Genomic DNA, 14,938 nt, shown 5'->3' with positions numbered 1-14,938 from the left:
CGCATGGGCACCGAATGGCTGATGGATCTGGCTTGGGGCCGCTCCGCGTTGGAGGGGCTGTGGCGGGCCTCGTGGCAGGGCGCGTTGTTCGCCGCCGTGGTGTGGGCGCTGACGCGCGCGCTGCCGCGCATGCCCTCGGCGCTGCGGGCCGGGCTGTGGTGGCTCGTCTCTCTGAAGTTCGTGCTGTCTTTGGGCTTGCTGGCCCCCGTGCCGCTTCCGCTGTTGCCTGCGCCTGAGCCCGTTCCAGTGACGGCGGTGGTGGCGACAGGGGGCTCGGAGACGGAGGCGCCCATCGCCGGGGTGACCGTGGCCTCCGCCGCGCAGCCGCGGGTGGTTTCAGAGCGCCGGGGTCCTTGGCTGCAGTTCGTTGTGGCAGCGGTGCTCGCCGCGTGGGGCTTGGGAATCGGCTGGCAGTTCCAGCGGCACTTGGCGGCGTGGGCTTCCGTGCGCCGCCTGCGCCGCCGTGCCCAGCTGCTGCGGCACGATGAGATTGAGGAGGCCGTGCTGGAGCTGGCCACGCGTGCCGGTCTGCGCCGCGTGCCCCGGCTGCTGGTGTCCGAGGCGGTGACGAGCCCCCTCGCGACGGGGTTGCTCTCTCCGGTGGTGGTGCTGCCCGCGCGAGCGGTCCAGCGCCTGGACGTGGAAGAGCTGCGGATGGCGCTGGCGCACGAGCTGGCCCACTTCCAGCGCCGCGACCTGTGGCTCGGGTGGGTGCCGGCTGTCGCGGAGACCGTCCTCTTCTTCCACCCCCTCGTGCGCAAGGCCGCCCGCGAGTACGCGCTGGCCCGCGAGGAGGCTTGTGACGCAGAGGCCCTGCACCTCACGGGCGCTGAGCCTGGCGACTACGGGCAGCTGCTCCTCTCCTTTGGCGTCACTCGGACGCACGGGACCGCCGCGGCACTCGGCGCGTCCGCCCACCTTCACACGCTGCACAGGAGGTTGACCATGCTGGAGCATGTTGATGTCTCGACTCCCCGAGGCCGGGCGCCGCTGCGAGCGGCCCTGATCGTCCTCGGTCTCGCGGTGCTGGTGCCGTTCCAGGTGGTCGCTCGCGAGAGTCCCGCCGCCCCGCAGGCTCCTGCGACGCCGGTGGTCGCAGCCGCTCCCGCTGCCAAGGCTCCCGCTGCCCCTGCCGTGCCGGAGGCACCGAAGGTGACGGCCCCGGCCCCGGTGGCGGCTCCGAAGGCGGTGCCTCCGGCTCCTCCTGCTCCTCCCGCCACGCCGAAGGTGGCCCAGGCGGCCGTGCCAGCGGCGCCTCCGGCCCCGAGCGTGGCGCCTGTTCCTCCTGTTTCCGCAGTGGCGCCCGTTCCTCCCATGCCGCCCAAGGCGCCGATGCTGGCCATGGCGGACCGTGATGACGACGATGACGATGACGTGGAGGGCTTCGTCCTGGTGGCGGGTGACCAGGTGACGATGGCGGGCTCGACGTCCGATCTGCGCCGCGCTCGGGCCCTCAGCACGGGAGGCAAGGACCTGATCTTCGTGCGACGCGGTGACAAGAGCTACGTGATCCGCGATCCGAAGATCCTCTCTCAGATGCGTGCCGCCTTCGAGCCGCAGACGAAGCTGGGCTCGCAGCAGGCGGAACTCGGCAACAAGCAGGCGGGGCTGGGCACAAAGCAGGCGGAGCTGGGTCAGAAGCAGGCCGCCCTCGGCATGAAGCAGGCCCAGCTGGGCATGAAGCAGGCCGAGCTGAGCCTCCAGCACGCGCGCATCGCGACCCAGGCGGACGAGGCCGCCCGCGATCGTCAGGACCAGGAGTTCGAGAAGCAGCAGGAGGCGTTGGAGAAGGAGCAGGAGGCGTTGGAGAAGGAGCAGGAGGCGCTGAGCCAGGAGCAGGAGAAGCTGGGCGATCAGCAGGAAAAGCTCGGCGAGGAGCAGGAGAAGCTCGGCGAGCAACAGGAGAAGCTGGCGCACGAGGGCGAGAGGAAGCTCAAGGCGCTCATCGACGAGGCGGTCAGCAAGGGGCTCGCCGAGCCGCTGGACTCCTAACAGCCAACGCTTGCTCCAAAGAAAAATGACGGGTGTGCGGGGGCTCGCCTAACGTGGCGCGGGTTTCTTAGAGGAGGTCCCGCGCATGACGCTCGCTGCTGCTCCCCAGGCCACTCCTGTCTCCTCGATGGATCCGCTCGTGCGGCGCATCCAGGAGGGCTCCCGCGCCTGGGTGAAAGTCTCCCTCGCCGAGCGCATCGCCTTGCTGGAGGAGCTGCGGCGCTCCTACCACGCCGTCGCCGAGCCCAGCGTCCGGGCGGCCTGTGAGGCCAAGGGCATCGACCCGGACAGCCCCATCGCGGGCGAGGAGTGGCTGGCCGGGCCGCTCGTGGTGTTGCGCAACCTGCGCCTCCTGGCCGATTCGCTGAGGGATATTCAACGCCACGGCGTGCCGCGCATCCCGGCTTCGCGGCTGAGCACCTTGGACACCGGGCAGCTGAGCGCGCGCATCTACCCGGCCAACCTCCTGGACTCCATCCTGCTGCCCCGGCACGTGGGCGAGGTGCGCTTCCAGCCCGGCGTCACGGCCGCCAACCTCCACGAGCACCAGGCCTCCTTCTACCGGCGCCCGCACGAAGGCCGCGTGTGCGCCGTGCTGGGCGGAGGCAACGTCAACTCCATTCCGCCCGCGGACTGTCTCTACAAGCTCTTCGTCGAGGGCACGGCGTGCGTCCTCAAGATGAACCCGGTGAACGCCTACGTGGGGCCGTTCCTGGAGAAGGCGTTCGCCTCGCTGGCCGCGCGCAACGTGTTCGCCGTCGTGTATGGCGGAGCGGAGGAGGGCGCCGCGCTCATCCACCATCCGGACGTCGACGAGGTCCACATCACCGGCAGCGACCGGACGCATGACGCGCTGATGTGGGGCCCTCCCGGTCCGGAGTCCGACGCCCGCCGCGCGCGCAATGAGCCGCTGCTGAAGAAGACCCTCTCGAGCGAGCTGGGCAACATCTCGCCCGTCATCGTCGTGCCAGGCCCCTACACCGAGGGCGAGCTGCGCTTCCAGGGCAACAGCATCGCCGGCATGGTGGCCAACAACGCCTCTTTCAACTGCAACAGCGCCAAGCTCCTGGTGCAGCCGCGCGACTGGCGCCAGCGCGGGCAGCTGGTGGACGCGGTGCAGGCCTCGCTGGGCAACACCCGCGCGCGCCGGGCCTGGTACCCGGGCGCGGAGCAGCGCTGGAAGCAGTTCACCGAGGGCCGTCAAGGGCTGCGGCTCGTCGGCACGCCGGGGCAGGGCGAGCTGGCCTTCGCCCTGCTGCCGGATGTGGATCCTTCCCAAGCGCAGGACCGGGTCTTCCGCCAGGAGCCCTGGTGCACCGTGCTCTCCGAGACGGGCCTGCCGGGCGCGGATGATCCGGTGGCGTTCCTGGAGCAGGCCGTGCCCTTCGTGAATGACAAGGTGTGGGGCACCCTCTGCGCCACGCTCGTGGTGCACCCCCAGTCGCTCAAGGATCCGGCGGTCAACGCGGCGGTGGAGAAGGCCATCCGCAACCTGCGCTACGGCGCCGTGGCGGTGAACACCTGGCCCGCCGCCGTCTTCGCCCTGAGCAGCCTGCCGTGGGGCGGCCATCCCTCCGTGTCGCCCCAGGACATCCAGAGCGGCCTGGGGTGGGTCCACAACACGTATATGTTCGAGGACATCGAGAAGGTGGTCCTCCGCGCCCCCCTCACCAACTTCCCCCCCGCGCCCTGGGTGCCGGGGCACCGGGGGGTGGCCACCCTGGGCCGGAAGCTCGCGGACTTCGAGCTGGCACCCTCCTGGCTCAAGGTGCCGGGCATCGCCGCCGCCGCCATGCGCGTCTGAACACGGATTCAAGACGCCGGTAGAAAAGGAGACGTCACGGCCAGGAGCCGTCAGAATGGTGCCTACCCCTTGGGGAAGATGAACGCTGACGGAGATGGGATGAGGAAGCCTGCTGCTCGCGGCCCCAAGCGCCGCGCTCGATCAACACGGCCCTCTGCCTCCTACGCCTCGGACCGGGAGGAGCTGCTCGCGCTCCTGCTGCGCGAGGGCATCCGCCGCGAGTCCTCGCTCCCCTCCGTGACCCTGGAGGGCGGCAGCGCGGAACCCTGGAAGCTCGACTCGCTCGGGGTGACACTGTCCACACGGGGCGCGGAGCTCGCGGGGCGATGCCTGCTCCACCTGCTCAGCCGCTTCGAAGGGCGGCAGCTCGCGACCTTCGGGGCGACGGGCGTCCCCATCCTCCAGTCCTGTGTGCTGCTCTCGAAGGGGAAGTACCGGGGGCTGCTCGTCCGCAGGGAGAAGGACCTCGCGACGGGCCATCCCATCGAGGGGCGCATCGACTTCTCCGAGCCCGTGGTCATCATCACGGACTCGGTGGGGCTGGAGAGCTCGATGGAGGAGTGCGCGGCCCGGCTGGAGGCTGCGGGGCTGCGCGTCGAGGGCGGCGTGTGCCTGGTCCGCTTCGGCTACGAGTCCGGCTTCTCGCGCATGGTGTCGCGCGGGTACCGGATGCTCAGCCTCTTCGACATCTGGAATGACCTCGTCGCGCACATGCCCGGCGAGGAGGTGCTGGCGCCAAACCCCACTCGGGCCTTCTTCCCGCACGAGCTCACCGCGAAGGCGGCTCCCGAAGGGTTGCACCCTGCCGAGCTCGCGCGCCGGGTCATCGACGAGGCTTTGCGGACCGGCAAGCTCCTGCGGCCGCCCAAGCGCATCCAGGGCCGCTACTCGGGCGCGGGCGGGGTCTGGGTCAGCGTGCGGCCCAAGAAGGACACCCACCTGCGGCATGGCCGAGGGGGCTTCTGGAGCTTCCCCGAGGAGAAGCCCTCCGCGCTGCCGGCGGCGATTGCCGAGGCGGCCTTCCAGGCAGCCCAGGCGCTCGAGGGGTCGGGCACCGATCCGCTCACCGCCCTGGAGCAGGGAGCGGTCGCGGTGACGTTCTGCTCCAAGCTCGAGGAGTGTGAGCCCGGGCAGCTCGACAACGATCAATATGGGCTCGTGGTGCGCAGCCGCGAGCGGCCCTTCCTGCTGGGCGGGATGATGCCGAGGATGCCGGGCATCGCGAACGCGTGGCAGCAGCTGGAGTACGCCCGGGACCAGAAAGCGCGGCTCCTGCCGTGGGAGCCGTACGTCCTCTATCGCTTCAAGGTCCAGAAGGCCGTCGAGCCGGGTGTCTCCTGGCAGCTGAGCGGCGTGCCTGCCGAGGCTCCTCCGAAGTGGATCGCCGCCAGCGCTTCCATTGCGGCGCGTGCGCTCGAGGTGGTGCGAGCGCTCTCGGAGGGACGGGAGCCCGCGCCAGCGCGTCAGCCGCTCCAGCTCGACAGCGCGGTGGAGTTCTTCTCGCTGAGTGTCTATCGCCAGGGGCGCCGGGTGGGCATGGCGGAGGCGCAGACCTCGCACCCGGAGGAGGCGCTCGAGAGGCTCGCCCAGAGGGCCCTCGAAGAGGCGAGGTCCGCGCCGCAGGGAGCCGGTGACCCGCTGGCCGTGACGGTGTCGCTGCTCCACGGTGGCACCGAGCTGGGAGTGCTGACACCCGAGGAGGCCGCGGCGCAGACCCGCCACGCCGAGCAGGCGCTGAGGGTGTCCCAGGGAGAGCAGGCGGGCCTGGCGCTTCCCTCCGAGACGATCACTGGCAACCTCTCCCCCTTGGAATACGCGCGAACAGTGCTCAGCAAGGCGGGGCTCACGGAGGGCCCCTACTCGTGGCGCTCCTTTGAGTGCGTCACCTGGCTCGCTGACGCCCAGGGGGTTCACCGGGTCGACCACGGGCTGCCCGTGGGGGCTCCTTCCAAGGCGCTCGCGCAGAAGAGCACGCAGTTGGCACAGCAGTTGTGCAAGTTCCTCCTGCGCCACCTGGGCGAGACCACGCGCTACGAGCCGTTCACCGACACCGCGCACAGGGGGTTGGACACCGCGCAGCTCGCGCATCAGGCCTGGACGATGGCCCGGGCGCACCGGCAGCTCGGCCCCGCGCCGCTGGGGGAGGGGGCTCGGACGCTCCTGACCGCGCTGACCTCGGATCTGGTGTTCGACGAGGCCGAGCGCGTCTGGATCCACGGAGACGGAGGCACCTCGATCTCCGAGGTGGCGCTCGTGCTGCTCGCGCTCCTGGAGACGGGGGACGACAACACCACGGCGGCCACCCTCGCCACGACGCTCTGGTCGAGCATCAGCGCCCAGGGCCGCTTCAGCTGCCACATGGACCCGGCCTTCGATGACGACTCGTTCCAGGACGGGTACCCGGGGCAGGCGCTGCTGGCGCTCGCACGGGCGGCGGAGAAGAAGGTGTGCGCGCCGGACAAGGAGAAGCTGGCGCAGGCTCGGCGCTTTTACCGCAGCCGCTTCCACCTGAAGCGGCACTGGGATCAAGTCTGCTGGCTGCCTCAAGCCGCGGCGGCCTGGTGGCGCGTCGACCGGGATGCCGAGGCCGCTCGCTTCGCTTTCGAGGTTTGCGACTGGGCGCTGACGTACCAGTCCGAGAAGCACGGCGCGTTCTTCAACGACCACCAGCCCGACACGCCCGGATACACCACGGCGCTCTACCTCCAGGCGCTCGCGGCGGGCATCGAGCTCGCGGTCGGCCTGAGGGACCGGGCCCGGCAGAAGCGCTACAAGGAGGCCTATGCGCGGGGCGTGGCCTTCCTCGACTCGATCATCCTCCAGGAGCGGGACACGCCGCTGTTGCCGAACCCACGCATGGCGCTCGGGGGCGTCCGGACGAGCCTCGTGAAGAGCGAGGTCCAGGTGGGCTCGGTGCAGCACACGCTGGCGGCCCTGCTGGGGCTGAAGCGCTGAGCCGCGGCTCAGCGGTCAGCGGGCGACAGGGGCCGGATCGGTGATGCGCAGGTGCCGGGGCTGGGCCTGGACGCGCTCGAACCAGGCGGGGATGGCGCGGTAACGGCTCAAGTCGAAGTGGCCCTCCGCGGCGACGTGGGTGTACGCGTACAACGCGACATCCGCGAGGCTGTACTGGTGGCCCACGAAGAAGGGACGCTTCTTCAGCTCCTCCTCCATGACATCCAGGGCGGCATAGCCCTTCTGGATGCGCTCTTCGAGCTCGCGCTCCTTGCCTTGGGGGATGCCAAAGAAGGAGAGCCACGCGCGGGCCACGGCGACGTAGGGCTCGTGGCTGTACTGCTCGAAGAACATCCACTGGAACATCCGCGCGCGCTCCAGCTTGTCCGTGGGGATGAGCGGGGTGCCCTCGGCGAAGTACGTGATGATGGCGTTGGACTCGGCGAGGAACACACCCGGTTCCAGCTCCACGATGGGAACTCGGCCGTTGGCGTTCAGCGCCTTGAACTCCGGCGTGCGCGTGGCGCCATTCAGGAGGTCCATCTCCCGCACCTCGAACGGGATGCCGAGCTGGTGCAGAACGAGGCGGACCTTGTAGCAATTGCCCGACGGGTGGAACTGATAGAGCTTGATCATGTCCAGCTCACCTTCCGAAGAGGCCCTTGCGCTTGGAGGACGGCGCTGGGACACCCTGCACGCGGGAGAGCCGCTGGCCCAGGATGCGGCTCATCTCCAGCGCCACCGACGGGTTCGCCATCACCACCGTGCGGAAGTCATCGCGCCCGATGATCGCCAGCTCGCACGCCGTGCCCGTCACCGCCGTGGCCATGCGTGGCTCGCCCGTGAGCAGCGCCAGCTCGCCGAAGAAGCCTCCCGCGCCGATGGCCCCCACCAGCTGGCCGCCATCGCCCAGCATCCGCACGTCGCCCGCGAGCACCACGAAGAAGCTCTCCCCCGCCTCCCCCTTCTTGAAGATCTCCGAGCCCGCGGGCCGCTGGAGGAACTCCGCGCCTCGCGCCACCACCCGCAGCTCGTCGTCGCTCAGCGGCGCCAGGAAGTCCACCTTGCGCAGCGCCTGCGTCAGCGGTGAGAGGCTGGCGTGCACCGGCTCGGCCGTGAGGAACTCCACCGCCTGTCCCAGCTGCTCCCGCCGCGCCACGAGAATCACCGTGTGCCCCGCCTTCAGCACTGTGTTCCCGTCTGGCACCACCGTCTTCCCGTCCGGGTCCACCATGCCGATGAACAGGCTCTCGCGCGGGAAGCCGTCCATCGTTCGCACCTGCGCCACCGTCTTGCCCGCCACCAGCGCGTGCTGAGTGATGGCCAGCTCGAACAGCAGCGCGTCCCCTCCCGCCAGCGGCAGCGAGCCCGCCACCTGCGGGAAGTCGATGGCTGTCGTCATCTTCGCCACCACCACCTCCGCCTCGGCCACCAGCTCCTTCACGCCGGACAGCCGGTAGGCCTCGCGGTAGCTCGTGTCCAGCATGCGCACCATCACCCGCGCCGAGCACATGCTGCGCACCAGCATCGCGAAGGCCAGGTTCTCCGGGTCCCTCGCCAACACCCCCGCCGCCACGTCCGCCGTGGCGATGCCTGCAGCCTCCAGCGTCTGCGGGTTGGTGGCGTCGCCGCACACCGTCACCACGCCCACCTCCTCGAAGAGGCGGGTGCACGTGGCCGCGTCCCTCTCAATGACCGTCACGGTGTGCTGCTCGGCCACCAGCCGCGCTGCCAGCACCGAGCCCACCCGGCCTCCCCCCGCGATGACGATCCTCATGAAGCCTTCCTCCCTCCCTCATGCGCCTGGCTGTCCGGCACGTGGTGGTGCAGCGCGTGCTCCAGGTCCAGCGTCCGCTCGTCCAGCCGCGCCAGCATGGCCTCCGCCGTGCTCTCCGGAATGAGCCCGTTGCGCCGGGCCGCCAGCAGGGCCGTGCGCTCCGCGTCCATCAGCCGGCGCCGCACGGCAATCAAGCTCCGCGCGCTCTGGGCCAGGTGCTGTTCGTTGAGCCGCCGCAGCTCGCGCTCCGCCCGAGCGATGTTCACCTGGTAGCCGCTGCGCAGGTGCTCGTAGGCCGCTCGAGGCACCACGCCCTGCTCCAGCAGTATCTCCAGCTCATGGTGCGCCGCCCGGCTGGCGATCAGCCGCGCCTGCTGCTCCGCCACATCCAGCGCCACCGGATCCTGCTCGAGCAGGCCCATGCGCCGCAGCACGCCGCTGAGCAGCAGCCCCTGGCCCACCAGCGAGAAGAACGTGACGCCGAAGGCCACGGCCACCAGCACGTCTCGGGAGGGCGTGTTCTCCGGGAGGCCGAGCACCAGGCCGATGGAGAGCGCGCCCTTGATGTTGCCTACCAGGAACACATGCTGCCAGCGGAGGGGCACGGAGGCCACCGGCCGCAGCCAGCGCAGCAGCAGGAAGGGGATGTAGATGGCCACCGCCCGCCCCACGATGACGCATCCGAACGCGATGCCCGTCTCCGGCAGGTGCTCCAGCAGCACCTCGGGCCGGGTGGTGAGGCCCACGGACAGGAACAGGAAGGTGTTCACCCCGAAGGCGGCGTACTCCCAGAAGGTGTGGATGGCCACCTGGCTCTGGGGCGCCACGTCCCGGCGCAGCGCCACGCCCACCGTGAGCCCCGCCGTCACCGCGGCGATGGCCCCGGACAGGTGCACATGCTCGGCCGCCGCGAAGGACGCGAAGGCGAGCGCCGTCGTCGCCATGATCTCCGCGAGCGGATCCTCCGTGCGGCGGATGACGAAGCTGGCCACCAGCCCCAGCGCCAGGCCGATGACGCCGCCGCCCACGCTGGCCAGCACCACCTTGCCCGCCAGCAGACCCAGGGAGGGCGCATGGCCCCCCGCCACCACCGAGGCGATGGCGGCGTAGGCCACCAGGGCGGTGCCGTCATTGAAGAGGCTCTCGCCCTGCATGATGCCGCTGAGCCGCTGGGGCACGGGCGCGCGGCGGAACGCATAGAGGATGGAGACCGTGTCCGTCACCGCGAGGATGGAGCCCAGCAGCAGCGCCGGTCCCCAGCCCAGCGCCAAGAACCCGTGGAGCGCCGCGGCCGTGGCGCTGATGGCCAGCGCCATGCCCAGGGTGGCCAGCACGGCGATGGGCACCGCATTGGCGCGCACGTTGCCGAGGTCCGCGGTGATGCCGCCCTCGAAGAGCAGCGCCGGGAGGCAGACGAGGAACACCACCTCCGGACTCAGCGGAGGCACCCCGGGCAGCAGGTTGCCCATGGAGATGAGGAGCCCGCCTACCACCAGCGCGACGTTGTAGGGGATCCGGGCGCGCTTGGCGCCAATGGCCACGACGATGGCCACGACCATGAGGCCGATGACGATGGGCATCTCCACGGGGCAAGACCCTACCTCAGCAAACTCCCGTCACCATGGTAACGGTTGTAACCACCCCCCTCTGGTGACTCCAGACACCACCCTCGGGCCTCCGCTCCCTCGCAAACCCTTGAAGCCCTTGAGAGTTTCGGGTGCACCCCCTTCGCGCGCGGCCGCGGCACGGGGGCTGCAAAAGGGGTTGGCATACGCACCGGCCGCCTCGGCCGGGCACTCGAAAAAAAGGAGCTTCATCATGCGTCTCACCTCTGCCGCCGCCGCGACCCCGGTCGCCCCCCGCGCTGAAGTCTCGAAGTCCGCTGTCGAGCCGAAGTCCCTCACGCCGCTGAAGACCGCGGAGTTCAAGCCCCTGCCGGGCCAGCTCCGCGACGAGTTCCGCTGCGGCATCGGCCCCGGCGGTTGCTTCCCGGCTCCGCAGCACCCGTCGATCCCGTTCCCGCTGCCGTTCCCCCGTCCGGGCGATGCGGACGGCCGCACCCAGGGCCGCCAGCTGCATGACATCGCCGAGGGCGTGCGCAACGGCTCCATCACCTCGCAGGAGGCAGAGCGCCTGTTGCAGCAGCAGGAGAGCATCTCCAAGGCCACGGACAAGGCCATGGCCGACGGCAAGCTGACGACGGCGGAGAAGCTCCAGCTGCGCGCGATGCAGGCGCAGGCGGACCTGAGCATCTACCAGGCCGGCCACAACGGGCAGCGCGACCTGGGCGCCCGCTGGGACTCCGGCGCCCAGACGCAGGCGGCGCAGATCGACCGGATCGCCAACGGCCGCGCCAACGGCAACATCACCGCGAACGAGGCCACCGGCCTGCTGGATCAGCAGGAGCAGATCGCGGACGTGCGCGGGGACTTCGGCGGCTGGCTCGGCGACATGGTGACGAACTTCATGCAGCATGTGGCGGACGGCAACATCTCCTTCCACAACCTGAAGGGCGACCAGGACAAGTGGGGCCCCTACCCGGTGCCCACCCTGCCGCTCCCGTCGCGGCCGCTGCCCCCGGGCCTCAACCAGCCCCTGAACACCCGCCCCGCGCTGGAGCTGTTCCGCGGCACCATCGCCGGGTAGTCCACCCCGCTCCGGAGTGAGTCCCTTCGCCCCTCCTTCGCTTCGAGCGAGGGAGGGGCTTTTCTTTCAGCGGGCGTGCAGCGGCCTCAGCGCCTCAGCCGGAGGATGCGGTCCTTGCTGGCGCCGCAGTCGCCGCGTCCATCGCAGTTGCTGGTGGTGACGTAGAGGTGCCCATCCGGGCCCATGAGGACGTCACGCAGCCGGCCATGGGTGTCGCGCAGGTACACCTCATGCTTCGCGACCACGCGGGGATCCTTCGCGTCGAACATCACGCGGTGCAGGTGTTGGGAGCCCAGCGTGCCGATGAGCAGCGAGCCCTTCCACTCGGGGATGGCATCGCCGGTGTAGAGCGAGGCCCCTCCCGGAGGCATGGCGTCACCAAAGGTGAGCGACGGCGTTACCATTCCCTCGCGTGCCTCGCAGCTGTAGATCTCCGGCCAGCCCAGGTTGTCGCCCGCGCGGGCCAGATTGACCTCATCGTGCGCTCGGCGCATCAGCTCGCCGCTGGGCCCGTGGTCCGTGAGGTAGAGCGTGTCGCGATCCTTCCAGTCCCAGCCCTGGGTGTTGCGCACGCCCAGGAGGAACACGGGCGAGCCTGGAAAGGGATTGTCCGCGGGCACCTGCCCGTCCGGCGTGAGGCGGAGCAGCTTGCCCGAGGGGCTCTGTGCGTTCTGAGCAAGGCTGGGCTCGCGCGCGTCGCCGGTGCCCACGTAGAGCATCCCATCCGGCCCGAAGCGCAGCCGCCCACCGTCATGGTACGTGGCAGAGGGGATGCCGCCGAAGATGACGCGCTCGAAGGTGGCCGAGGCGTGGTCCTCCGAGAGCGTCCAGCGCTCCACGCGGTTCTCGGGGGGGCCGCCCGCCGCAGTCGTCACATAGAGGTAGAACTGGCGGTTGCTGGCGAAGTCCGGGTGCGCGGCGATGCCGAGCAGGCCGCCCTCGCTGCTGCTGGCGATGGGGAGGGTGGCCACCGGCTGCGACTGCAACACCCCGCCTCGGAGCAGGCGCACGCGGCCCGGCCGCTCGGTGACGAGCGCATCCCCGCCCGGGAGGAACGCGATGCCCCAGGGAACCTCGAGACCCTCCGCGACGATGTCCACCGTGAAGGGCACCGTCCCATCCGGTCCCCATCCGTCCGCTACCCGGAGGCAGTAGGGCGCTTGCGCCTGGGCCTTGCGGCAGCCGGAAGCGGTGACAGCGAGCACGGCCAGGGCAACCAGGAGGACCGGGTGGGGGAGGCGCATGCCCCTTCATATGTCTGCGGGGGAGGCCTCCCGCCATCGGACTCAAAGGAGATCGTCGGGCGACGAACGCCCCATGAAACCGTTCGAGCGGCTCTCCCGTATTCTGGCCTCGTGAACTTCCGGCTCTGCTCGACCCTGCTGCTGCTCATGACCGCCGCCTGCCGCACGTCCACCGGCCCTGGGGGGCTCGTCCGCGAGGGGACTCCTTCCCAGGTGAACATCGTCCATGCCCGGGAGAAAGGCCTGGCCCAAGCCTTCACCTGGGAGGAGTACGGCCCCGAGGCCTTCGCCCGTGCCAGGCGCGAGGGGCGCTACGTGCTCATCGATGGTGCCGCCGAGTGGTGCCACTGGTGCCACGTGATGGACGAGACGACCTACCGAGACGCCGAGGTAGGCCGGATCCTCCACGAGCGCTTCGTCACCATCCGCGTGGACGTGGACTCGCGCCCGGATCTCGCCGAGCGCTGGTCGGACTATGGCTGGCCCGCCACCATCCTCCTCAGCCCCGAGGCCGAGGAGATTGGCAAGTACCGCGGCTATCTCCCCGCGGACCGGTTCCTCGAGCTGCTCCGGAGCGTCGAGGCACTGGCACGGGAGAAACAGGAGGCCGCCACCACGCTGCCGGTGGATGTGCCGGCCACCCCCGGCATGCTCCCGTGGGCGGCCGCTTCCGCGCTCCAGCGCATGGATGCCACCTATGACGAGCGCGAGGGCAGCTGGGGCGCGTTCCAGAAGGTGCCCATTGGAGAAAACCTCGAGCTCGAGGTGCGGCGCGCCGCGAGGGGAGACCGTCAGGCACGCGAGCGGGTGGTGTTCACCCTGGCCCATCAGCGCCCCATCCACGATCCGGTGTGGGGCGGCGTCTACCAGTACTCGGCCGCCCGGCACTGGAACGCGCAGCACTACGAGAAGCTCATGGGGCAGCAGGCACCCAACGTGGAGGCATATGCCCGCGCTTGGGCGCTGACAAAGGATGACGCGGTGCTTGCCGAGGCCCGCGCTATCGCCCGGTACATGGAGACCTTCCTGGGCGCGCCGGATGGCACCTTCTATACGAACCAGGATGCGGACGTGGGCTCGCATGACCGGAGCATCCCCTTCGTCGACGGCCACGTGTACTACGCGAAGGACGAGGCGGGGCGGCGCGCGCTTGGGCTGCCCTGGGTGGACACCCACGTGTACTCCCGCGAGAACGGGCTGGCGATCTCCGCGCTGCTCGCGCTCCATGAGGTGACGGGCGACCCCGAGCTCCTCGCGCGGGCCCGAAAGGCCGCGGACGTCCTGCTGACCAGCCATGTCCGTGAGGAAGGCAAGGTATGGCGTGAGGCCTCTCACCGCTCCGGCTCGCGCTACCTGGGAGACGCGGCGGCACTCGGGAGAGCACTGGCGCTGCTGGCCCAGCGGACCGGAGAGGCCCGCTACCGTGAGGCCGCGCTGCAGATGGGCGCGCGGCTCGTGAAAGACTTCGCGGCGCCGGAGGGTGGGGCGCTCTACGAGGCCACTCCCGACGCGGATGCGGTGGGAGTCTTCGCACGGCGGGACCGCCCCTTTGCCCAGAACGTGGGGGCAGCGCGCTTCCTGGCCGCACTCCACACGCTGACGGGGGAGGCGGCCTGGAGAGACCGGGGACGCGAGGTGCTCGCGGGGATCTCCACGCCCCACCGCATCGCCGCGCAGGGACGTCTGATAGGCGAGTACCTCCTCGCTGCCGACGAGCTGGGCGTCATCCCGTGGCCCTCTCCCTCGCGATGAGCTGACCTCCTCCTGGAGGAGGAGCAGGCATGCAGCCGTGGCACTGCCCGCCGCACCGAGGGGCGCCCGTTGTCAGCACACCGCGCGTGGACACCTTGCACTGGACGGGAGAGGCGCTCCCGCCACTCTTGCAGGAGGAACCATGGCTCGGATCATGTTCATCGTCGCCTCGGACTTCGAGGACTCTGAGTTTCGCGTGCCGTTTGACCAGGTGAAGCAGGCGGGCCACGAGGCCGTCATCGTCAGCAGCAAGGCGGGCAAGCAGCTCAAGGGCAAGAAGGGCAAGGAGACCATCACCTCCGAGAAGGCCGCCGCCGAGGTCTCCGCGGATGACTTCGATGCGCTGGTCATCCCCGGCGGCTATTCGCCGGACCACCTGCGGATGGACGAGGACGTGGTGAACCTGGTCCAGGAGTTCTCCTCGCAGGACAAGCCCATCGCGGCCATCTGCCACGCGGGATGGATGCTGGCCGAGGCGGACATCGCGGACGGCCGGACGGTGACGTCCTGGCCCTCCATCAAGAAGGACCTGATGAACGCGGGCGCGAATTGGGTGGACCGCGAGGTGGTGGAGGACGGCAACCTCATCACCTCGCGCAAGCCGGACGACCTGCCGGCCTTCTGCAAGGCGCTGCTCCGGCAGATCGACGAGGGCATCGCCCCGCGCATCGGAAAGGCCGCAGGCATGGAGGCGGAGCGGCCCTCCATGCACTGAGCCGCCCGGGGAGTGGCATCACCGGGGGTGGCGTGTGACGGCGGCCACCACCG

At 70.2% G+C, this 14,938-nt stretch carries 10 protein-coding genes; 6 read left to right on the top strand and 4 right to left on the bottom strand.

The window, feature by feature from the left end:
- Window positions 1-3 precede the first annotated feature (3 nt).
- The 3 genes from DB31_RS41435 (at window position 4) to DB31_RS41425 (ending at window position 6,751) form a co-directional block, all read left to right on the top strand.
- Window positions 4-1,992 (top strand): M56 family metallopeptidase, encoded by a 1,989-nt coding sequence (locus DB31_RS41435; protein WP_044198790.1) that lies wholly within the window; start codon window positions 4-6, stop codon window positions 1,990-1,992.
- 85 nt (window positions 1,993-2,077) lie between these two features.
- On the top strand, window positions 2,078-3,796 hold the full coding sequence (locus tag DB31_RS41430) for an aldehyde dehydrogenase family protein (RefSeq protein WP_044198789.1): 1,719 nt from the start codon (window positions 2,078-2,080) through the stop codon (window positions 3,794-3,796).
- Between the two features lie 99 nt (window positions 3,797-3,895).
- Window positions 3,896-6,751, top strand: coding sequence for a hypothetical protein (locus DB31_RS41425; protein WP_044198788.1), 2,856 nt, complete (start codon window positions 3,896-3,898; stop codon window positions 6,749-6,751).
- A gap of 15 nt (window positions 6,752-6,766) precedes the next feature.
- Here the strand turns inward: DB31_RS41425 and DB31_RS41420 are convergent, their stop codons facing one another.
- Genes DB31_RS41420 through DB31_RS41410 form a run of 3 tightly spaced genes read right to left on the bottom strand, consistent with a single transcriptional unit; the run spans window position 6,767 to window position 10,108 of the window.
- Entirely contained in the window at window positions 6,767-7,387 is a 621-nt protein-coding gene (locus DB31_RS41420; RefSeq protein WP_044198787.1) for a glutathione S-transferase family protein, read from the bottom strand.
- 7 nt (window positions 7,388-7,394) lie between these two features.
- Complete coding sequence (locus tag DB31_RS41415) at window positions 7,395-8,528, bottom strand: NAD-binding protein (RefSeq protein ID WP_044198786.1); 1,134 nt, start codon at window positions 8,526-8,528, stop codon at window positions 7,395-7,397.
- Window positions 8,525-10,108 (bottom strand): cation:proton antiporter, encoded by a 1,584-nt coding sequence (locus DB31_RS41410; RefSeq protein ID WP_044198785.1) that lies wholly within the window; start codon window positions 10,106-10,108, stop codon window positions 8,525-8,527. The genes DB31_RS41415 and DB31_RS41410 overlap by 4 nt, the downstream gene beginning before the upstream one ends.
- 238 nt (window positions 10,109-10,346) lie before the next feature.
- Here DB31_RS41410 and DB31_RS41405 point away from each other — a divergent pair, with 238 nt between their 5' ends.
- Entirely contained in the window at window positions 10,347-11,174 is an 828-nt protein-coding gene (locus DB31_RS41405) for a hypothetical protein (RefSeq protein ID WP_044198784.1), read from the top strand.
- 86 nt (window positions 11,175-11,260) lie between these two features.
- On the opposite strand, the gene DB31_RS41400 is transcribed toward DB31_RS41405, so the two are convergent.
- Window positions 11,261-12,418, bottom strand: a complete 1,158-nt coding sequence (locus DB31_RS41400; RefSeq protein ID WP_044198783.1) for a PQQ-dependent sugar dehydrogenase — start codon at window positions 12,416-12,418, stop codon at window positions 11,261-11,263.
- Window positions 12,419-12,529: 111 nt separating this feature from the next.
- Between DB31_RS41400 and DB31_RS41395 the strand changes: the two genes are divergently transcribed.
- Both DB31_RS41395 and DB31_RS41390 read left to right on the top strand, forming a co-directional pair.
- A complete protein-coding gene (locus tag DB31_RS41395; RefSeq protein WP_044198782.1) occupies window positions 12,530-14,170 on the top strand; it encodes a DUF255 domain-containing protein in 1,641 nt (546 codons plus the stop codon).
- A 142-nt stretch (window positions 14,171-14,312) separates the two neighbouring features.
- Window positions 14,313-14,885, top strand: a complete 573-nt coding sequence (locus DB31_RS41390) for a type 1 glutamine amidotransferase domain-containing protein (RefSeq protein ID WP_044198781.1) — start codon at window positions 14,313-14,315, stop codon at window positions 14,883-14,885.
- Window positions 14,886-14,938: the final 53 nt, after the last annotated feature.

Source organism: Hyalangium minutum (assembly GCF_000737315.1).
Taxonomy (GTDB): domain Bacteria; phylum Myxococcota; class Myxococcia; order Myxococcales; family Myxococcaceae; genus Hyalangium; species Hyalangium minutum.
The sequence above is the reverse complement of the archived record's forward strand: the minus strand, read 5'-3'. Positions and strand labels throughout refer to the sequence as shown.